The 20848-nt window shown below is 69.7% G+C and carries 18 protein-coding genes; 5 read left to right on the forward strand and 13 right to left on the reverse strand.

From position 1 onward, the window contains the following. Positions 1-211: 211 nt before the first annotated feature. Genes CXY76_RS06320 through CXY76_RS06335 form a run of 4 tightly spaced genes read right to left on the reverse strand, consistent with a single transcriptional unit; the run spans position 212 to position 4616 of the window. On the reverse strand, positions 212-1273 hold the full coding sequence (locus CXY76_RS06320) for a hypothetical protein (protein WP_104163393.1): 1062 nt from the start codon (positions 1271-1273) through the stop codon (positions 212-214). Beyond that, positions 1270-2577, reverse strand: a complete 1308-nt coding sequence (locus tag CXY76_RS06325) for a sensor histidine kinase (protein WP_233199610.1) — start codon at positions 2575-2577, stop codon at positions 1270-1272. The genes CXY76_RS06320 and CXY76_RS06325 overlap by 4 nt, the downstream gene beginning before the upstream one ends. Further along, complete coding sequence (locus CXY76_RS06330) at positions 2564-3271, reverse strand: response regulator transcription factor (RefSeq protein ID WP_104163394.1); 708 nt, start codon at positions 3269-3271, stop codon at positions 2564-2566. Before CXY76_RS06330 ends, CXY76_RS06325 begins: the two co-directional genes overlap by 14 nt. Positions 3272-3302: 31 nt before the next feature. Next, positions 3303-4616: a class I SAM-dependent RNA methyltransferase gene (locus CXY76_RS06335; RefSeq protein ID WP_104163395.1), complete on the reverse strand. Its 1314-nt coding sequence runs from the start codon at positions 4614-4616 to the stop codon at positions 3303-3305. Between the two features lie 41 nt (positions 4617-4657). On the opposite strand from CXY76_RS06335, the gene CXY76_RS06340 reads away from it, so the two are divergent. Continuing rightward, positions 4658-5317 carry a nucleoside triphosphate pyrophosphatase gene (locus CXY76_RS06340; protein ID WP_104163396.1) on the forward strand — a complete coding sequence of 220 codons (660 nt, stop codon included), beginning with the start codon at positions 4658-4660 and terminating at the stop codon, positions 5315-5317. A gap of 102 nt (positions 5318-5419) precedes the next feature. Next, positions 5420-7183, forward strand: a complete 1764-nt coding sequence (locus CXY76_RS06345; RefSeq protein WP_104163397.1) for a biotin carboxylase N-terminal domain-containing protein — start codon at positions 5420-5422, stop codon at positions 7181-7183. 129 nt (positions 7184-7312) lie between these two features. Here the strand turns inward: CXY76_RS06345 and CXY76_RS06350 are convergent, their stop codons facing one another. Next, on the reverse strand, positions 7313-8752 hold the full coding sequence (locus CXY76_RS06350; RefSeq protein ID WP_104163398.1) for an NAD(P)H-quinone dehydrogenase: 1440 nt from the start codon (positions 8750-8752) through the stop codon (positions 7313-7315). A gap of 70 nt (positions 8753-8822) precedes the next feature. Between CXY76_RS06350 and CXY76_RS06355 the strand changes: the two genes are divergently transcribed. Continuing rightward, positions 8823-9656 (forward strand): purine-nucleoside phosphorylase, encoded by an 834-nt coding sequence (locus CXY76_RS06355; RefSeq protein WP_104163399.1) that lies wholly within the window; start codon positions 8823-8825, stop codon positions 9654-9656. Positions 9657-9820: 164 nt separating this feature from the next. Beyond that, positions 9821-11542 (forward strand): phospho-sugar mutase, encoded by a 1722-nt coding sequence (locus CXY76_RS06360; protein WP_233199618.1) that lies wholly within the window; start codon positions 9821-9823, stop codon positions 11540-11542. Between the two features lie 44 nt (positions 11543-11586). On the opposite strand, the gene CXY76_RS06365 is transcribed toward CXY76_RS06360, so the two are convergent. Genes CXY76_RS06365 through CXY76_RS06375 form a run of 3 tightly spaced genes read right to left on the reverse strand, consistent with a single transcriptional unit; the run spans position 11587 to position 13489 of the window. After that, complete coding sequence (locus tag CXY76_RS06365) at positions 11587-11859, reverse strand: PTS sugar transporter subunit IIB (protein WP_104163400.1); 273 nt, start codon at positions 11857-11859, stop codon at positions 11587-11589. Then, the gene (locus CXY76_RS06370; RefSeq protein ID WP_104163401.1) at positions 11856-12338 is read right to left on the reverse strand and encodes a PTS sugar transporter subunit IIA; all 483 of its coding nucleotides are present in this window, start codon (positions 12336-12338) and stop codon (positions 11856-11858) included. Before CXY76_RS06370 ends, CXY76_RS06365 begins: the two co-directional genes overlap by 4 nt. Before the next feature lie 29 nt (positions 12339-12367). Then, entirely contained in the window at positions 12368-13489 is a 1122-nt protein-coding gene (locus tag CXY76_RS06375; RefSeq protein ID WP_104163402.1) for an adenosine deaminase, read from the reverse strand. 304 nt (positions 13490-13793) lie between these two features. On the opposite strand from CXY76_RS06375, the gene CXY76_RS06380 reads away from it, so the two are divergent. Beyond that, complete coding sequence (locus tag CXY76_RS06380; RefSeq protein ID WP_104163403.1) at positions 13794-14711, forward strand: hypothetical protein; 918 nt, start codon at positions 13794-13796, stop codon at positions 14709-14711. A gap of 187 nt (positions 14712-14898) precedes the next feature. On the opposite strand, the gene CXY76_RS06385 is transcribed toward CXY76_RS06380, so the two are convergent. From CXY76_RS06385 to CXY76_RS06405, 5 genes are read right to left on the reverse strand one after another with little or no spacing between them, the layout of a single operon-like run. Next, positions 14899-16215, reverse strand: coding sequence for a thymidine phosphorylase (locus CXY76_RS06385; RefSeq protein ID WP_104163404.1), 1317 nt, complete (start codon positions 16213-16215; stop codon positions 14899-14901). After that, complete coding sequence (locus tag CXY76_RS06390) at positions 16212-16664, reverse strand: cytidine deaminase (protein ID WP_104163405.1); 453 nt, start codon at positions 16662-16664, stop codon at positions 16212-16214. Before CXY76_RS06390 ends, CXY76_RS06385 begins: the two co-directional genes overlap by 4 nt. Beyond that, positions 16661-17959, reverse strand: a complete 1299-nt coding sequence (locus tag CXY76_RS06395; protein ID WP_104163406.1) for an ABC transporter permease — start codon at positions 17957-17959, stop codon at positions 16661-16663. The genes CXY76_RS06390 and CXY76_RS06395 overlap by 4 nt, the downstream gene beginning before the upstream one ends. Next, on the reverse strand, positions 17956-19224 hold the full coding sequence (locus CXY76_RS06400) for an ABC transporter permease (protein WP_104163407.1): 1269 nt from the start codon (positions 19222-19224) through the stop codon (positions 17956-17958). The genes CXY76_RS06395 and CXY76_RS06400 overlap by 4 nt, the downstream gene beginning before the upstream one ends. After that, complete coding sequence (locus CXY76_RS06405; RefSeq protein ID WP_104163408.1) at positions 19221-20738, reverse strand: ABC transporter ATP-binding protein; 1518 nt, start codon at positions 20736-20738, stop codon at positions 19221-19223. Before CXY76_RS06405 ends, CXY76_RS06400 begins: the two co-directional genes overlap by 4 nt. Positions 20739-20848: the final 110 nt, after the last annotated feature.

Below are 20848 nucleotides of genomic sequence, written 5' to 3' on the forward strand. Positions count from 1 at the left end.
ACGACTTTCCAGCGGATCGCCGGGGCGGCACTATTGGTATCGCTGGGTGTTGCTCTCGGGCAACACGACCAATCATTCGCCGACTAGGGTAAGCAGGCGAATGTGTTGGGGGCGCGTCTAGGCGACATTCGGGTTGTCGCCCTGACACGGAAATGTCGGAAGGGGATCCACCCCAGGGTGGGTCCCCTTTCGCACGTCTGGATGCCGTCGGTCAGTGCCGGCGGGTCGCCTGGCCGGCCGAGGCGCCCTGCGCGTGCACGGCCCGCGGGATCTCCAACCACAGGTCCACTTCTTCGTCGGGCGAATCCTGGCCGAGGGCGCTGAGCCGCGGGTCGGGGCTGTTGATGCCCACCACGGTCACGGCGGTCCCCGAGCCGTCCGCCGCCGTCCTGGCGATGATCGTGGCCGCCGTCGTGGCGGCCATGGCGTCGGCCAGCGTGTTCAGCACGACCTCCAGATCGGGGCCGGTCAGGTCGTCGATGCCACCCTCGTCGAGCAGGGTGACGATGGCGCCGCGCCGCCGCGCCGCCATCACCTCACGCCGTACGGCGTCGTTGAGCAGCCGGCGCCCGCGGATCTCGTCGCGGATCGCGGCCTCCAGATACCGGCATTCCAGGCGCTGCCCCTCACTGAGCATGCCCCGTTCCTGGATGATGCGGCGCAGCATCGGCGCGGCCAACCGGATGGTCAGGGCCAGGCGCACCTGACGCTCGTACAGGTGCGCTTCCTGCGCCGCCTGCCACTCGGTGGCCTCCCGTTCGGCGAGGCCGTACTGCCGCGCGTCCCGGCCGGCCTTGGCCAGCGCCCTGGCCAGCGTCACGGCCACGAACACCCACACGACGCTGCCGATGACACCCATCGACGCGAGCGAGCCCGCACCGGCCCAGACGATGGTGTGAGCGACCAGGAAGCCCACCCCGACCCAGGCGAGGGTCGCACGCCTGCGGGTGGCTGTGATGGTCATCAGGGTGCCGACGGCGGCCACGTACCAGGTGGCGTAGCCGTTGTCGGCTACCGACCCGTCCAGCTGGCTGCCCACGAACAACGGAACGGCGATGCACACGGCCACGTTGAAGAACCCCAGCCAGAGCGACATCCGGGCCGGACTCGTCGGCCAGAGACTCGCCACGGTCGCGAGAACGTAGAGCAGGATCGCGAGCAGCGACGGCACCGGCGACGCCGGCACATCCAGCGAGTAGAGGGCCAGGATCACGTGATAGGTCGAGAACAGGGCGGCCAGGGAGAGGATCAGCCCGCGGGGGACGGAGATCATGGCCGACCACCGCGCTCGCTCAACGGCCACTCGATCAGGATCGACGTGCCCCGGCCGGGTCCGCTGTTCACCTGGACGACGCCGCCGGCCTTCGCGACCCGCTCCCGGATCGAGATCCGCAGGCCCAGGCGTTCGCTGGGCACGGCGGCAGGGTCGAACCCGACACCGGAGTCGGCGATCTCGATGACGCAGCCGCCGAGAAGATTGGAATTCATCCGCACCGACCGCGTCACCGGGTCACCGGGGGCGCCGGCGTGCTGGATGCTGTTCACGATCGCTTGGGCACTGGCGGTGTAGAGGGCCTCGCAGGCGTGCGCGGGCAGGCTGAGCCTCTCCGCATCGCAGTCGATGAATTCGATCGGCTCCTCGAACCGGTTCGCGATCGCGCGGATGCGTTCCTTGAGGGTGCTGAACATGACCAGGCTGTCGTCGGCGGCGGGAAGCGAGCCGGCCTCGTTGAGCCGGGCGATGGCGTCCTCCGCCATCGTTGCGGCGAGCTCGGCGGACTTCGGCGTGCCCGCCGCCGCCGCAGACAACAGGGCGGCGAGGACGCTGTCGTGCACGAGGGAGTCCACCTGCACCCGCTCCACTTCCGTGGCGTGCTGGCGCACCGCAGCGGAATAGGTGGTCAGCGCGTTGGTCTGCGCGATGTCGACCCCGGCGGTGGCCTGGCGCAGCATGGTGATGATGATCAGCACCACCTGGCCGAGCAGGATCGCGTAGACGGCGTCCAGGGCTCCGAGCTTCGGATCCGCGCCACCCCCTGCGGGCAGTACCCGCACGATGCCGTAGGTGATCGGGGCCAGGAAGGTATACGTCATCGCCCACCACTTGGAGAACGAGACGGCGGCGAACCCCGTCGCGACGCTGCAGAGGTACCAGAGCCACGGCTTGCCGTCGAGCGTGCCCTCCGGGGTGTTCAGCATCACCGGCCAGCAGGCCAGGGCGACGAGGTACACCACCGCGAACACCCCGCTGGTGGCCCTGACGAACTTCTTCACCAGCGTCGCGATGGTCGCCACGCCCAGGCCGCCGAAGATCGCGATGCTGAGGGCCACCCCGAGACCGGGCTTGAGGCTGTCCAGCTGGCCGAGCATCGCCGGGTAGGTCTGCAGGGCGAAGATCAGGCCGACGCCGCCGACGGAGCGGGAGACCACCCGTTCGATCTGCGCCCGGCTGATGGGCTTGCGCGGCTGCTTGGATTCGTTGAGCAGGTCGGCGCCGAGCTGTTCGGGCGCGACGCGGCCCGGCGACAGCCTGAACGACCGGACCGGCAGGACCTCCGCCGGACTAGGAGCGCCCATCCCCGCCTTCCAGGTCGAGACCCGGCAGGATGCCGTCTTCCACGGCCCTGCGCAGCAGGTCGACCTTCGTGGGCGCCGGGCGGCCCACCTCGACGTACTTCACCCGGATGCGGTCGAGGTACTCCCGGGCCGTGGAGTGGGCGATACCCAGCTGCATGGCCACCATCTTCAGCGGCAGGCCGGAGGCGTAGAGGTGCAGCACGTCACGTTCACGGCGGCCCAGCTGGGCCTTGGCGAAGTCCCGGTCGGCGTCGATGGCGGTGGCCCACTCGAGGTTGTTGAGCACGTCGCCGCGAGCCACTGAGGCGACGGCGGCCATCACCGTGGTCGTCGGCGACGACTTGGGGATGACGCCGGCTGCACCGGCGGCCAGGGCCTCACGGACCAGCGCGACCCTGTCGGCGATGCTGTGCACCAGCACCGACGCGCCGGTGCCGCGGGCCAGGTGCACGTTGTCGGTGACGAGAGACCCGTCGCCGAGCGACAGGTCGAGCACGATCACGTCGACCGGGCGGCCGGCGATGCCGTCGACGAGTTCGCGTACCGTCGCGGCCTCGAAGACCACCTCGAAGCCGGTGTTCTCACAGGCGGCCTTGAGGCCCAGCCGAACCGACTCATGGTCGTCGGCGATGCCCACCCGTACGGGGCGGTCGGCCAGGTCGGGCGCGGTGTCAGGCTCGGTCACGGTTGTCATCTCTCGTCTTCGTTCTTGGTGCTAACACTAGCTATCTGGTGAGCAGGGCGACGGCCTCGACGTGGTGGGTGTTGGGGAAAAGGTCGAAGGCGCGCAGGCTCCGCAGCGTGTACCCGTGACCGGCGAACAGGGCGACGTCCCGGGCCAGAGCCACCGGATCGCACGCGACGTAGACCACCTGGGCCGGCGCGAGGAACGCCAGGGTGTCGACGACTTCGCCGCCGGCGCCGGAGCGCGGCGGGTCGAGCACCACGGTGGCGGCCTGCAGGCGGCTGCGTTCGGCCGCGTCGGCGTCGCGGGTGAGGCCGGTCAGGAATTTGTCCACCCTGGCCGTCTGGGCTGTGGCGCCGACCCATTCGGCGAGGTTCGCGCCGGCGTTGTCTGTGGCCTGGGCGTCGCTCTCCACCGAGGTGATGCGCACGTCGGAACCGAACCGGTCGCCGACGGCGGCGGCGAGCAGCCCCACACCGCCGTACAGGTCGAGGTTGGCGGCCTTGGCGTCGAACAGCTCGGGGTCGATGGCGTCCTGCACGGCGGCGAACAGGGTCTCGGCGGCGCGGGCATGCACCTGCCAGAAACCGGCGGCGTCGAGCCGGAACTCGCGGTCGCCCACCCGCTCGGTGATCGGCTTCGGCGCGGTGCGGCGCCGGCGGCCCTTGTCGTCCTGCTCGGCGACGAGGATCTGCACCTCGCCGACGCTGGGGGCGACGACGTCGACGGATGCGGCGCCGGCGAACAGCTTGTCCAGCGGCGCGGCCATTTCAAGGGCGTGCACGGCCAGCGGCAGGTCGTCGACGGGGATCACCCGGTGCGAGCGGGCGGCGTACGGACCGACGATGCCGGTCTCCGTCACATGCAGGCGCACCCGGGTGCGCCAGCCGGTGCCGTCCATCGCGTCGCCCGGGGAGGCATCCGCTGCCACCGGCACGGCCTCGACGGTGACGTCGCTGTCGATTGCGGCCATCCGGTGCAGCGCGTCGGTGAGGACCTGGCGCTTGAGCTCGCGTTGGTGGCCCAGTTCAATGTGGCCGAATTCGGCGCCGCCGGCGCGGTCGGCCGGGTCCCGGTCAATGGCCGCTGCGGCCCAGATGTGCGGCTGGCGTTCGGGGGCCGCGTCCAGGACCTCGACGGTCTCGGCCCGCCAGAAGCTTTTCTTGTTGGCGTCGGTGAGCCTGGCGCGCACGCGTTCGCCCGGGAGGGTGTCGCTGACGAAGACCACGCGGCCCTCGTGCCGGGCAACGAAGATGCCGCCGTGGGCTACGTTGGTGATATCGAGGTCGAGTTCGGTGCCGATCTCGCCCTCTGGAGTGCTCTGACTTGCCTGACGATTAGTGTTGGTGCCCATTGAATGAGCATCCCACATCTGCCTGCCGCCTGAAGGGTTCCATGCGCCTCTACCTCGCCTCCACCTCCCCCGCCCGGCTGTCGCTGCTGCGCGCGGCGGGCATCGAACCTGTCACCATTTCGCCCGATGTCGACGAGGATGCCGTTGCGGCGACCGAGGCTGAACGCAGGGGCGAACCCCTGACGCCGCACCACGTGGTGGAGCTGCTGGCCCGGGCGAAGGCCGAGGCCGTCGCCTCCGGCGGCGCCGGGCAGGGCATCGACGGGCTGATCCTCGGCGGGGACTCGGTCTTCGTGCTCGACGGGGTCATCTACGGCAAGCCGCACACCCACGAGCGGGCCAGGGAGCGCTGGCACACCCAGCGCGGCCGCACCGGGCAGCTCTATTCCGGCCACTGGCTGATCGAGCACGTCGACGGCCGGCCCGGCCGGGCCGTCGGCGCCGTCGCCGTGGCCGACGTGACCTTCGCCGATGACCTCACCGATTCGGAGCTCGACGCGTACATCGAAACGGGCGAGCCGCTCTTCGTCGCGGGCGCTTTCACCATCGACAGCCTCGGCGCGCCGTACATCAGCCGCATCGAGGGCGACCCGTCCACGGTGGTGGGACTGTCGCTGCCGACGCTGCGCAGATTGGTGCTCCGGCTGGGCTATGACTGGCCAAGTCTGTGGAATATGGGCACTTCGGCCCTACCGGACTGACCGGTTTTTCGGGGCCTTTGTAGCCCGACGCAGTGTTCTTCGGGCGGTTTTTGTGGGAAAGAACCAAAATTGCGGGGGTTCCGACCAATAGGCTCAGTACCTATGTCGCGTATAACGAAGGTCCTCATCGCCAACCGGGGCGAGATCGCCGTCAGAGTGATCAGAGCAGCGAAGGACAGCGGCATCCTCTCGGTCGCCGTTTACGCCGACCAGGACCGGGACGCCCTGCACGCCCGGCTCGCCGACGAGGCCTACGGGCTCGACGGCACATCCAGCGCCGAGACCTACCTCGTCATCGAGAAGATCCTCTCCATCGCCCGCCGCTCCGGCGCCGACGCCGTGCACCCCGGCTACGGCTTCCTCGCCGAGAACGCCGCCTTCGCCCGGGCTGTGCTGGACGCCGGCCTGATCTGGATCGGCCCGTCCCCCGAGGCCATCGAGCAGCTCGGCGACAAGGTCTCCGCCAGGCACATCGCCGAGAAGGTGCACGCGCCGATGGCGCCCGGCACGCTGAACCCCGTCGCCGACGCCAGCGAGGTGCTCGACTTCGTCGACCAGCACGGCCTGCCCGTCGCCATCAAGGCCGCCTTCGGCGGCGGCGGCCGCGGCCTGAAGGTGGCCCGCACCCGCGACGAGGTTCCGGAACTGTTCGACTCCGCCGTGCGGGAGGCCATCACGGCGTTCGGCCGCGGTGAGTGTTTCGTGGAGAAGTACCTCGACAAGCCCCGGCACGTTGAAACGCAGTGCCTGGCGGATGCCCACGGCAACGTCGTCGTGATCTCCACCCGCGACTGCTCGCTCCAGCGCCGCCACCAGAAGCTCGTCGAAGAGGCGCCGGCGCCGTTCCTCACCGAGGCGCAGACGACCGAGATGTACCGGGCGTCCAAGGCCATACTCAAGGAGGTCGGCTACGTCGGCGCCGGAACCTGCGAGTTCCTCATCGGCCAGGACGGCACGGTCTCCTTCCTCGAGGTGAACACCCGCCTACAGGTGGAGCACCCGGTCTCGGAAGAGGTCACCGGCATCGACCTGGTCCGTGAGCAGTTCCGGCTCGCCGAGGGCGGCGTCCTGGACTACGACGACCCCATCGCCGTCGGCCACTCATTCGAATTCCGCATCAACGGTGAGGATGCCGGCCGCGGCTTCATGCCCGCACCCGGCCCGGTGCACGTGTTCAAGGCCGCCGGCGGCCCCGGCGTGCGCGTCGACAGCGGTGTGCAGTCCGGCGACGAGATCTCCGGCTCGTTCGACTCGCTGCTGGCCAAGCTCATCGTCACCGGCGCGACCCGGGAACAGGCCCTCGAGCGCGCCCGCCGTGCCCTCGACGAGTTCGAAGTGGCCGGCCTGCCCACGGTGCTGCCGTTCCACCGCATGATCGTGCGCGACCCGGCCTTCGCCCCCGCCGACGGCGCCCCGTTCTCGATCTACACCCGCTGGATCGAGACCGAGTTCGAGAACACCATCGCCCCCTGGAGCGGCACCGTCGAGGACCGTCCGCGCTCCGACGCCCGGCACAGCGTCGTCGTCGAGGTGGACGGCCGTCGCATCGAGGTGAGCCTGCCCAGCAAGCTGCTGCCCGGTACCGCCTCGGAGAAGACCGCCGGGCCCGCCCCGCGCCGTCGCACCGCCGCGCACTCGGTGAACACCGCGACGGGAGACGCCGTGAAGGCGCCCATGCAGGCCACCATCGTGAAGATCCTCGTCGCCGAGGGCGACACCGTCGTCAAGGGTGACCTGCTGCTGGTGCTGGAGGCCATGAAGATGGAACAGCCGCTCACCGCGCACAAGGACGGCGTGGTCGGGGTCATCGGCGCCGACGTCGGCTCGACGGTCTCCAGCGGCCACCTGCTCATGACGGTCGGCTAACCAGCCGGCGCCCAGCGTCGTGCCCGGTCGCCCGGCGCAACTGTTCCCGAAACGGACAATTGCGCCCGGCGCACCGGGCACTTTTATCCGCACGGGCAACAGTTGCCCCTGCCCGTTAGGGCTGGCGGGTCAGTAGTGCACCTTGTGCATCGCGCGGGCGGCATCCGTGATGGACCCGGTCAGCGACGGGTAGACGGTGAACGCCTCGGCGACCTCGTCGACGGTGAGGCCGTGCTCGACCGCGAGGGTGAGCGGGAAGATCAGTTCGCTGGCCTTGGGGCCCACGATGACGCCGCCGATGACGGTGCCGGTGCCGCGGGAGGCGATGAGCTTGACGAAGCCGTCCTTGATGCCCATCATCTTGGCGCGCGGGTTTGCCTCGAGCGGCATCTTGTACACCTCGCCGCGGCGTACGCCCTCCTCGATCTCCTTCTGGGTCCAGCCGACCGTGGCGATCTCCGGCTGGGTGAAGATGTTGGCGGCCACGTTGCGGATCTCGATCGGGTTCACCGCGTCGCCCATGGCGTGGTACACCGCGGTGCGGCCCATCATGGATGCGACGGACGCCAGCGGCATCTCGGTGGTGCAGTCGCCGGCGGCGTAGATGTTGGGGATCGAGGTGCGCGCCACCCGGTTCACCCGGATGTGGCCGGACTCGTCCAGCTGCACGCCGGCCTCGGCCAGGCCGACGCCCACGGTGTTCGGCACGGCGCCGACGGCGATCAGGCAGTGGCTGCCCTCGACGGACCGGCCGTCGGTGAGGGTCACCAGCACGCCGGTGTCGGTGCGTTCGGCGGTGGCGGCGCGGGACTTGTTCAGCACCACCATGCCGTTGCGCTTGAACACATTCTCGATCACGGCGGCGGCGTCGACGTCTTCGCCGGGCAGCACCTGGTCGCGGCTGGAGACGAGGGTGACCTCGGCGCCCAGCGCCCGGTAGGCGGAGGCGAACTCCGCACCGGTCACGCCGGAGCCGACAACGATGAGGTGCTTGGGCACCGACTTGAGGTTGTACAGCTGGGTCCAGGTGAGGATCCGCTCGCCGTCGGGCATCATCGTGGGCATCGTGCGGGGGCTCGCGCCCACCGACAGCACGATGGTGTCGGCCTCGATCCGGTCGAAATCGGTGCCGGAGCCGTCGTCTCCGGTCGACACGATGACAGCGTCCCGACCGTCGAGCCGGCCGTGGCCGCTCTGCAGCTTCACACCGGCCTTGACGAGGGTCTCCCGCATGTCCTGGGACTGCTCCCTGGCCAGCGCAAGCAGGCGCTTGTTCACCGCGGCGAGGTTGATGGCGACCTCGGGGTGCAGCGGCTTTCCGGTGCCGTCGCGCACGAAGAACTGCACGCCAAGGTCGTTGGCCTCGCGGATCGAATTCGACGCTTCCGCGGTCGCGATCAGGGACTTCGAGGGAACGACGTCGGTGAGCACCGCGGCTCCGCCAACGCCGACCCGTTCGATCAGGGTGACCTCGGCGCCCTGCTGGGCGCCGGCGAGTGCCGCTTCGTATCCACCGGGGCCGCCGCCGATGATGGCGATGCGTTGTTTTCGTTCAAACTCGTAAGGCATTCACTTATTCTGTCCTTCCCCGCGCGACCCGCCAAACCACGGCTGCCCCGCAGGCAATTAGAGTAGGGGGATGCTCACGACCGAGATCAATCCTCTTGACGCGCCGGAAACCAATCCGTTCGACGTGGCCGCCACCGCCGCCCAAGAAATCGCCGACGCCACCGGTGTCGCCCACCACGACATCGCCCTGACCCTGGGGAGCGGGTGGGGCAAGGCCGCGGACCTGATCGGCGAGACCACCCACACGATCCCCGCGCAGGAGATCACCGGGTTCAGCGCGCCGGCCCTGGCCGGCCACGCGGGCATGCTGCGCTCGGTGCTGCTGCCTACGGGCAAGCGTGCCCTGGTGATCGGCGCCCGCACCCACTACTACGAGGGCCACGGCGTGCGCCGGGTCGTGCACAGCGTGCGCACCGCCGCCGCCACCGGGGCGACGACCATGATCCTCACCAACGGGGCCGGCGGCATCCGCGAGACCTGGAAGCCGGGCACTCCGGTGCTGATCAGCGACCACATCAACCTCACCGCCGACTCGCCGCTCGAGGGCGCCACCTTCATCGACCTCACTGACCTGTACTCGACGCGGCTGCGTGACCTCGCCCGCGGCATCGACCCCACCCTGGACGAAGGCGTGTACTGCCAGTTCCGCGGGCCGCACTACGAAACGCCCGCCGAGGTGCAGATGGCCAAGGTCATCGGCGGCCACATCGTGGGCATGTCCACCGCGCTGGAGGCCATCGCCGCCCGCCAGGCCGGCATGGAGGTTCTCGGCATGTCGCTGATCACCAACCTCGCCGCGGGTATCCAGAAGACCCCGCTCAGTCACGGCGAGGTGCTCGAGGCCGGCCAGGCCGCCGAAGCCACCATCAGCGCCCTCCTCGCCAGCATTGTGGCCGCACTGTGAGCCGCGGCGACGAGACTCCGGTCCAGCCAGGCACCCCCGCCGAGCCGCTGCGCCCGCACGGCGCGCACGCCGCCGGCGACGACGAACGCGAACCGCAGACCGCCGTGCTGAACACCGTCGACGGGCCGGACGAGACGAGCATCGAGGTGCCCGCCGCCACCGCCGTGCTGGACACCACGGCCACCGACCCGGTCAACCTGCTGCTGGTGACCGCGACAGCCTGGCTCGCCCAGGACCCGGACCCGGAGACCCGCGCCGAGCTGCGCCTGCTGATCCAGCAGGCCCAGGACCGCGACCCGGCCGCCGTCGCCGACCTGCACTCCCGCTTCGACGAGCGCCTCGCGTTCGGCACCGCGGGCCTCCGCGGCGAGATCGCCGCCGGCTCCAACCGGATGAACCGGGTTCTCGTCGGCCAGGCCGCTGCGGGGCTGGCCGCCTACCTCCTCGCCGCCGCAGCGACCAGCCGGCCCGGCAGCATCCCCTCCGTGGTCATCGGTTACGACGGCCGCCGCAACTCGCACGTCTTCGCCACCGACACCGCCGCGATCATGGCCGGAGCCGGCGTGCGCGCCGTGCTGCTGCCCCGCCTGCTGCCCACCCCGGTGCTGGCCTTCGCGGTGCGCCACCTCGGCGCCAGCGCCGGCGTGATGGTCACCGCCTCGCACAACCCGCCCAACGACAACGGCTACAAGGTCTACCTCGGCGACTCCGACGAGGGCTCGCAGATCGTCTCCCCCGACGACGTCGCCATCGCCGCCGAGATCCAGCACGTCGCAGACACCCAGCTGGTCACCGAGCTGCCCCGGGCCGGCTACGAGACCGCACCCGAGTCCGTTGTGCAGGCCTACGTGGATGCGACCGCCGCCGTCGGCCGGCCGCCGCGCGTGCAGGTGAGCTTCGTCTACACGGCCCTGCACGGCGTGGGTTGGGACACCACCCGCCGGGTGCTCGACGCCGCCGGGTTCGCCCTGCCCACCCTCGTGGACGCGCAGATCGCGCCCGACTCCGCGTTCCCCACCGTCGCGTTCCCCAACCCCGAGGAACCCGGCGCGATGGACCTCGCCTACGAGACCGCGCGTGAGGTCGACGCCGAACTGATCATCGCCAACGACCCGGATGCCGACAGGCTCGCCATCGCCATCCCCGACGCCGACGCACCGGAGGGCTACCGCCGTCTGAGCGGCAACGAGGTCGGCGCCATCCTCGGCTGGCGGGCCGCTGAGCTCGCCGCCAACGCCCCCGGTGACGGCGGTGCCGACGGCACCCTGGCCTGCTCGATCGTGTCCACGCCGGCGCTCAAGGCCGTCGCCGACGCGTACGGCCTGCAGTTCGCCGACACCCTCACCGGCTTCAAGTGGGTCTCCCGCGCTCCCGGCCTGATCTTCGGCTTCGAAGAGGCCCTCGGCTACCTCGTCAACCCGGGCACCGTGCGCGACAAGGACGGCATCTCCGCCGCCGTCGCGCTGCTCTCCCTGGTCAGCGAGCTCAAGGCCGAAGGCTCGACCCTCGCGGAGCACCTCGACGCCTTCGCCGAGAAGTTCGGTTTCTTCGCCTCGGGCCAGATCTCGGTGCGGGTCACCGACCTCACCGAGATCGAGAGGGTGATGGCGCGCCTGCGCGAGAGCCCGCCGGCGATGATCGGCGCCAGCCGGGTCGACCACATCGACGATCTCTCCGCCGGCTTCAACGGTCTGCCGCCGAGCGACGTGCTGCGGATCGTGCTCGTCGACGGCTCCAGGGTGATGGTGCGGCCCAGCGGCACCGAACCCAAGCTCAAGGTGTACCTCGACACGCACAGCAGTGTCGGCAGCCTCGCCGAACGCCGGCAGGCCGCATCCGAGGCCCTCGCGGAGCTGGACAAGGGCATGCGCGCGCTGATCGGCTGACCGGCGGCGCGGGAGCGGATGCCCGGCCGGGCATCCGCTGCGGGCTAACCGAGCGCGATCTCGAGCTTCGAGGTCAGCTCGTCGAGGTCGAAGAAGTTGTCGATCACGATGACGTCGGCGTTGGTCTTGCCGATCGACGGCACCAGCTCCGACGAGGTGAGGATCACCTGCGCGTCCGCGGCGGCGAGCTTCACGCTGGCGATGTCGGCCGCGGTGACGTCAGCCTCGATGTCCAGGCGCTCGAGTGCGCGTTCGGCGTTGACCTTGAGGATGGCGGACGTGCCGATACCGACTCCGCACAGTGCGACGATCTTCATTTGGGTTCCTCCGTGCTGGCGTCTTCGCCGGTTGGTGCCGCGATGCCCAGGAGCGAGCGTACGGTTGCTGCGTCCGGCGCCGCTGCCAGCGCCGGGATGATCCGTGAATCGTTGAAAACGTTGGCGAGCTCGGCGACGAAGTGCACGTGCTCGTCACCCGTGGTCACCGCCAGGCCCAGCACCACGTTGACCGGGTCGTTGTGGGGGTGCCCGAACGCCACGGGCTCGGCGAGGGTCACGACGCTCAGGCCCTCGGTGAGCACATCGGGGCCGGGCCGGGCGTGCGCCAGGGCCAGCCCTGGCGCGATCACCACGTAGGCGCCGAATTCCTCGATCACGCCCACCATGCGCTCGGTGTAGCCGGGTGCGGTGGAACCGGATCGCTCCAGCGCCGCGCCGGCGGCGCCGACGGCGGCCCGCCAGTCGGGGACGTGCACGCCGACGTCGATAGCGTCAAGGGGAAGTGGTGGGAGGGACATGGCTGCTTTCTAGCGTGGGCGGCGGCGGGCTAGGCGTTGGCGAAACCGTCGACGATGGCGTCGGCGAGTTCCTCGCGCTCCTCCAGCGGCAGGAATGCCGCGGAGGCCGCGTTGAGCTGCAGGGCCTCGAGGTCGTCGAGGTCGTAGCCGAAGGCATCCGTGAGCAGGGCCAGCTCGCGGCTGAGCGTGGTGCCGCTCATCAGCCGGTTGTCGGTGTTGACGGTGACGCGGAAGCCGAGCTGGTAGAGCAGGTCGAACGGGTGGTCGAGGATGTCGTCGCCCCAGGCCGCGATCGCGCCGGTCTGCAGGTTCGACGAGGGGCTGAGCTCGAGCGGGATCTCCCGGTCGCGCACCCACTGGGCGAGCGGGCCGAGGGTGACGTAGGTGTTCTCCTGGTCTTCCCGGCCGATTTCGATGTCCTCGGCCAGGCGCACCCCGTGCCCGAGCCGCAGGGCGCGACCGTCGAACAGGGCGCCGCGGATGCTGTCCAGGCCGTCGGCCTCGCCGGCGTGCACGGTGACCGGGAAGAGGTTCCGGGCCAGGTAGTCGAACGCGGCGGCGTGATTCTCGGCCGGGAAGCCCTCCTCGGCGCCGGCGATGTCGAAACCGACCACGCCGAGGTCGCGGTGCCGTACGGCGAGTTCGGCGACCTCGAGGGACCTGTCGGCGTGCCTCATCGCGGTGATCAGCTGGCCGATCTTGATGGTGATGCCGGCTTGGGCGGCCCGGTCGACGCCCGCCGCAATGCCTTCCTGCACGGCGTCGACGGCCTGGTCCAGGCTGAGGCCGCCGGCCAGGTGCTGCTCGGGGGCCCAGCGCACCTCGGCGTAGATCACCCCGTCCAGGGCCAGGTCCTCGACGAACTCCCTGGCCACGCGGACGAGGGCGTCGTGGGTCTGCATGACGGCGACGGTGATGTCGAAGGTCTTGATGTAGTCGACGAGCGAGCCGGAGGTGGCCTGGCTGACGAACCAGTCGGCGAGGCCGGCTTCGGTCGTCGCGGGCAGCTCCAGGCCGATCGGCTCGGCCAGCTCGAGGATCGTGGCCGGCCGCAGGCCGCCGTCGAGGTGGTCGTGCAGGGAGACTTTGGGCAGGGCGTTGATGCTCACGCCGCTGCCGGGCAACAGGTATTCCTCGGAGCTGATATTCACTCCCCCAATCTATCGCTCCCGCGCGGCACGTATCCCGACGCCGCCACATCCGCCCGCCGGCGCCCGCCCGCCGCCGCGCCCCGGCTCTCCGCCGGGTGACACGTACGGCTCATCGAATTACGTCCAAACACCCCTTCAGCGCAACCCAAGGGGACCTTCGCCGCAAGTCGGCGTCGTGCGGTTCGCCCACTTCGGGCAAAGTGCCCCTTTGGCTCCGTCCAGAAGGGGGTTTGCGGCAAGTCGCGAGCGGGCCCACCGGTGGATAACTCTGACCGGCAGCGGTGAATGATGACATCTTGGGCGGATGCGCAAGCGAACGGAGCTCCCCCGCAGCCTGTCACCCGACGGGTTCACGGTCGCGGAAGCGCGTCTCGCCGGGGTGACGCCCAAACGTTTGTCCTCGGCCGACCTGGAAGCGCCGTTCCACGGCGTCAGAGTCGCGGCGAGCGGTGTGACCGGGGTGCGGGATCTGGCCAGGGCCTATGCGGCGATCATGCCCGCAGGCCACTACTTCAGCCACGTCACCGCGGCCCAGCTGCTCGGCATGCCGCTCCCTTGGTCTGCGACCCGTGATGCCCGGCTGCACGTGAGCGTCGTCGCGCCCGACCGGGCGCCCCAGGGCAGCGGGATCGCGGGGCACACCGTTTTCAGCCACCCCGGAGTGTGGCTGGTCGGAGGACTCACCGTGCAGAACCCCGTCAGCACCTGGTGTGAACTTGCCCCGCTGGTAGGCCTGGATGACCTCATCGCGCTCGGAGACCATCTGCTGGGGGTTGTGGATCCCCCGTACACCTCCGAGGACCTCGTTGAAGCGGTGGCCGGACGGGCCGGCCACCGCGGCATCCGTCGCCTAAGGGCGGCACTGGAATGGGTGAGGCCCCGGGTCGAGTCGCGTCAGGAGACCCGGCTGCGGCTCCTGATCGTGCGGGCGGGCCTGCCGGAACCGGAGACCAACGTGTACCTGCCGCTGCGCTACCAGCGCCGTCGGGTGCGCGGTGATCTGGTCTACCTGCGGTACCGGACCCTTGTCGAGTACGACGGGGAGCAGCACCGCACGGATGACGTGCAGTTCGCCAGAGACGTCGACCGGCTGGACGGTGTGATGGCCGAGGACTGGCGGGTCATCAGGGTGCTCAAGGAGACTCCGGATGCCGAGGTGCTTTCCCGGCTCGACCAGGCGCTGCGTTCCCGCGGCTGGCGCCCCGGCAGCCGAGCGGATTGAGCCGCACGCGCCCTATCCAGTTGCCGCAAGTGACCCTTCGGCGGAAGTGAAGGGCTCGTCTCCAGCAAGTCGACGAATGCGGTGCCGGCGACTTCCGCCAAAAACCCCCTTCGCCGGGGCGGAAGGGGGTTTTGCGGCAAGTCGGCGAGGCGCTGAGTGTGCGGACCGACCCGCGGGCGAGCGAGCCCTAGTTGCCGATGCGCTCGGCGATCAGGGGGCCGCCGTCCAGGACGGGCTCGCCGGGATCGCCGATGCGCCAGGCGCCCTCGACGGCCTCGAGGGCCCGGGCGAAGCGCTCCGGCTCGTCGGCGCTGAGGGTGAACAGCGGCTCGCCCTTGCGGACGGCGTCGCCGGGCTTGGCGTGCAGGTCGATGCCGGCGGCGTGCTGCACGGGGTCCTGCTTGCGCGCGCGGCCGGCGCCCAGGCGCCAGGCGCCGATGCCGAACGGCAGCGCCTGCTGCTCGACGAGCACCCCGTCGCGGTCGGCGAGCACGGTGTGGGTCTCGCGAGCCACGGGCATCGCGGCAGTCGGGTCGCCGCCCTGCGCGCGGATCACGGCGTTCCACTTGTCCATGGCCCGGCCGTCCTTGAGCGCTGCCTCAACATCGACGTCGACGATGCCGACCAGGGCCAGCATCTCGCGGGCGAGCGCCACGGTGAGCTCCACGACGTCGGCGGGTCCGCCGCCGGCGAGTACCTCGAGGGACTCGCGCACCTCGTTGGCGTTGCCGATGGCCAGGCCGAGCGGCACGTTCATGTTGGTCAGCAGCGCGGAGGTGGCCACCCCGGCGTCCTCGCCAAGCGCCACCATGGTGCGGGCCAGCTCGCGGGAGCGGTCGATGTCCTTGAGGAACGCGCCGGAGCCGAACTTCACGTCGAGTACCAGGGCGCCGGTGCCCTCGGCGATCTTCTTGGACATGATCGACGAGGCGATCAGCGGGATCGCCTCGACGGTGCCGGTGATGTCGCGCAGGGAGTAGAGCTTGCCGTCGGCCGGGGCCAGGCCGCTGCCGGCGGCGCAGATGACCCCGCCGACATCCTGCAGCTGCTGGAACATCTCTTCGTTGCTGAGGTTGGCGCGCCAGCCGGGGATGGACTCGAGCTTGTCGAGGGTGCCGCCGGTGTGGCCGAGGCCGCGGCCGGAGAGCTGCGGCACCGCGGCGCCGAAGACCGCCACGAGGGGCATCAGCGGCAGGGTGATCTTGTCGCCGACGCCGCCGGTGGAGTGCTTGTCTGTGGTCGGTTTGCCGAGACCTTCGAAGCTCATCCGTTCGCCGGAGTTGATCATGGCCATGGTCATGTCGCGGATCTCCCGGCGGGACATGCCGTTGAGGAAGATCGCCATGGTCATCGCGGCCATCTGCTCGTCGCCGACGTAGCCGCGGGTGTACGCGTCGATCAGCCAATCGATCTGCGGCGTCGAAAGCTCGCCCTTGTCGCGCTTGGCGTGGATCAGGTCGACGGCGTCGAAGGCCTCGATGGTGCGTGCGGGGGTGGAGCTCATGAGTTTTCTTCCCTGTAGGCGGCGAGCTGGCGGGGCCCGAAGGCGTCCGGCAGGACCTCGTCGATGGTGCGCACGCCGGAGACGGTCTCCAACAGCATGCCTGGTGCCGAGTGTTCGTAGAGCAGCTGGCGGCAGCGGCCGCACGGCATCAGCGTGTTGCCGTTGCCGTCGACGCAGCTGAACGCGACGAGCTGGCCGCCGCCGGTGAGGTGCAGCACGCTCACCAGCGCGCATTCTGCGCAGAGGGTGAGCCCGTAGGAGGCGTTCTCCACATTGCAGCCGCTGATCACCCGGCCGTCGGTGACGAGGGCGGCCGCCCCGACCGGGAACTTCGAGTAGGGCACGTAGGCGTGGGTCATCGCTTCGGCCGCGGCGGTGCGCAGCATGCCCCAGTCGATGTCGCCGGATTCGGGCGTTGCGTCGTCAGAATTCGCAGTCAGATTCGTCATGATTTTATGTACGGCTTTCCGGATGCCGCCGGGCCCCGCGACTGGCCCACCAGGCCCGCCACGGCGAAGATGGTGACCAGGTAGGGCAGCATCAGCATGAACTCGCTGGGCACCGGCGAACCGATGATGCTCAGCACGTTCTGCAGGTTGCTGGCGAAGCCGAACAGCAGCGCCGCGAGGGTGGCCCGAATCGGGTCCCACCGGCCGAAGATCACCGCCGCGAGGGCGATGAAGCCGGCGCCGGCGGTCATCTCCTTACCGAACGCGCCCACCGAGCCGAGGGTGAAGTACGCGCCGCCGAGGCCGGCGACGGCGCCCGCGAGGGACACGTTCCAGAACCGGGTACCGGTGACGTTGATGCCCACGGTGTCCGCGGCCTGCGGGTGCTCGCCCACCGCCCGGAGGCGGAGGCCCCACTTGGTGTGGAAGATGCCGAAGTACACCGCGGCGACGGCGATGTACATGATGTACACGATCAGGGTCTGCCGGAAGAAGACCGGCCCGATGATCGGGATCTCGCTGAGCAGCGGGATGTTGATGCGCTCGAACTTGGGCGGCTGGTTGAGCGTGGCCGCGTTCGGGGCGAGCAGTTCGGAGAACAGGAACCCGGTCAGGCCGGTGACGAGGACGTTGAGCACCACACCGACGATGACCTGGTCGACGAAGTACTTGATCGCGAACGCCGCGAGCACGAACGACACCAGCACCCCGGCCACCATCGCCGCGAGCAGGCCGAGGAGCGGCTGCTGGGTGATCGAGGCCACGATCGCGGAGGTGAACGCACCGGCCAGCAGCTGGCCTTCGATCGCCACGTTGACCACGCCGACACGTTCGGAGATGACGCCACCGAGGGCACCGAAGATCAGCGGGACGGCCAGGCTCAGCGAGCCGAACAGCAGGCCGGGCACCGGGATGCGTTCGTCGGCGGAGGCCCAGGTGAGGAAGCCGATCAGGAGCAGCACGGCGAACACCGAGATCAGCCACAGCGGCACCTTGCGGCGGGTCTGCACCATCCAGGCACTGAGCCCGGTGATGCCGGCCAGCAGGATGCTGATCACGATGCCGGTCGGCAGGGTGGGCAGCAACACGTCGGGCAGCTGGATCAGGTCGCTGGAGGTGGAGAGCACCATGGTGCTGGTGCCGGAGCGGCCGAAGACCACCATCAGCAGGAAACCGAGCACGGTGAAGACACCGAGGATGATCGGCACCTTCCAGCTCTTGATGACCGCGGTCGCCGGGCCCTCTTCGGGCCCGGTGGGCTGGGTCGGCTGGTTCACTGGAGCGATGGTGCTCATTTCGCCGCCACCTCCTGGGTCACGTTGGGTACCGGTCTGCGGTGGGGCGCTCCGGGCGCCGGGAGCCTGAAGATCGCGCGCACCAGCGGCGGCGCGGCGATGAAGAGCACGATGAGCGACTGCACAACGAGCACGATGTCGATGGGCACGCCCTCGGCGGCCTGCATCGAGAAGCTGCCGGCCTTGAACGCGCCGAACAGGATGCCCGCCGCGAACACGCCCCAGGGCTTGGACCGGCCCAGCAGTGCCACGGTGATGGCGTCGAAGCCGATCCCCGAGTCGATGCCGGCGCCGAAGCCGCTGGTGGTGGTGCCGAGCACCTGGTTGATGCCGGCCAAGCCGACCAGCCCGCCGGAGAACAGCATCGCGTAGATGTACATGCGCTGCACACTGATGCCGGCGACCTTGGCGGCGTTCGGGTTCTCGCCGACGGCGCGGAACTTGAAGCCCAGGTTGGACCGGCTGAGCAGCCACCAGGTGAACACCGTGGCCGCGATGACGAGGATGAAGCCGAAGTGCAGGTTGTAGTTCGGGCCGAGCAGGTCGAAGAAGACCGCGGTCTCCTTGCTGGCCGGGCTCTTGGGGTTGTTCGACCCGGGGGTCTTGAGGAACCCGTCGCGCAGCAGGAAGCTGACCAGGTAGAACGCCACGTAGTTGAGCATGATCGTGGTGATCACCTCGTGCGCGCCGGTGCGGGCCTTGAGCAAGCCGACCAGGCCGCCCCAGAGGGCGCCGCCGAGCACGCCGGCGACGAGCGCGGCGATCAGGTGGATGCCGGCCGGCAGGTCGAGGGCGAAGGCCACCCAGCCGCCCAGGGTCGCGGCGATGAGCATCTGGCCGCGGCCGCCGATGTTGAACAGGCCCACCCGGAAACCGAGCGCGACACCGAGGCCGGCAGCGATCAGCGGGGTGGCGTAGGTGAGGGTCTCGGTGAACGGCTTGATGCCGTCGGCGAAGCTCGGACGACGGAAGTTGTAAACCGAGCCTTGGAACAGGGCGGAATAGGCGCCGGACACCGCGTCCCACGCGGCGGAGAGCATGTCGCCCGGCCGCGAGAAGAAGTAGCCCGCGCTTTCCTGCACGTTCGGGTTCGTGAACGCGATCATCACGGCACCCACGAGCAGGGCCAGCAGCACGGCGAGCACCGAGATGATGGCGTTGCCGGTGGTGATCTCCCGGAAGACGTTGTGCCAGCGGGAGGTTTCGGCCGGTTCCGGCGACTTCGCCGGTGCCGGGGTCGGGGTGGGCTGCTGAGCGGCGCTCATGCTGCGGCTCCTTCTGCGGGGGTTTCGCCCGCCATCATGAGACCCAGAACGGATCGGGGGGTGTCGCCGGGGACGATGCCGACAATGCGGCCGCGGTACATCACCATGATCCGGTCGGCGAGGGCGGCGACCTCGTCGAGTTCGGTGGAGATCACGATCACCGGGGTGCCGGCGTCGCGGGTCGCGACGATACGTTCGTGCACGAATTCGATCGAGCCCACGTCGAGGCCGCGGGTGGGCTGCGCCGCGACGAAGAGCCGCAGGTCGCGGCTGAGTTCGCGGGCGAGCACGACCTTCTGCTGGTTACCGCCGGAGAGGCGGCCGACGGGCGTTTCGATGCCCTGGGACCGCACGTCGAACTCCGTCACCTTGGTGCGGGCGAAGTCGGCGAGGAAGGACAGCTGCAGGTTGAATCGTTTGACGAACGGGAGCTTGTTGGCGCGGTCCAGCATCAGGTTCTCGGCGATGGTGAACCCGCCGACCAGGCCGTCCCTGGTGCGGTCTTCCGGCACGAAGCCGACCCCGGCGTCGAGCACCTGGCGCACCGAGTGGCCGCGCAGGGTCTTGCCGTCGAGGGTGATCTCGCCGACGACGCGGGGCTGCAGCCCCATCAGCGCCTCGGTCAGTTCGGTCTGGCCGTTGCCCTGCACGCCGGCGATGGCGAGGATCTCGCCCACCTTGACGTCGAAGCTGACGTCGTTGACCAGGATCTGGCCGAGCGGGTCGATCACGGTGAGGTTCGTCACCACCAGCGCCGGGGCGCCGGGGGTGGCGGGCTGCTTGTCCACGGTCAGGTCGACGGCGCGGCCCACCATCAGGGTGGCGAGTTCTTCGTTGCTCGCGGTCGGCGAGGCGGTGCCGACGACCTTGCCCAGGCGGATGACGGTGATCCGGTCGGCGACCTCGCGCACCTCCCGCAGCTTGTGCGTGATGAAGACGATGGAGGTGCCGGCGGCCTTGAGCTGGCGCATGATGTTCATCAGCTCGTCGGTTTCCTGCGGCGTGAGCACGGCGGTCGGTTCGTCGAAGACGAGCACCTTCGCGTCGCGGGAGAGCGCCTTGATGATCTCCACCCGCTGCTGCACACCGACGGGCAGGGACTCCACGAGGGCGTCGGGGTCCACGTCGAACCCGAAGCGGTCGGAGATCTCGCGGACCCGTTTGCGTGCGGCGGCGAGGTCGAGACGACCGCCGGCTTTGACCTGTTCGTGGCCGAGCATCACGTTCTCGGCCACGGTGAACACGGGGATCAGCATGAAGTGCTGGTGCACCATGCCGATGCCGGCGGCCATCGCATCGCCGGGTCCGGCGAAGTGCTGCGGCACCTCATCGAGCAGGATCTCGCCCTCTTCGGCCCGGTACAGGCCGTAGAGCACGTTCATCAACGTTGATTTACCGGCTCCGTTCTCGCCGAGCAGGGCGTGGATCTCGCCCTCCTCGATGGTGAGGTTGATGTCGTCATTGGCAACAAGGGCACCGAATCTCTTCGTAATGCCGCGAAGTTCGAGCTTCATAGTGTCGATTCTATTGAGGTGCCGCGCGGCTGAGGCCGATTGCCGCTGCGACACCACGCAACGAAACGGGGAGGCCAGCATGCTGGCCTCCCCGGTGCCCTGAAGGGCGG

Source organism: Cryobacterium sp. N22 (genome assembly GCF_002929555.1).
Lineage (GTDB): Bacteria > Actinomycetota > Actinomycetes > Actinomycetales > Microbacteriaceae > Cryobacterium.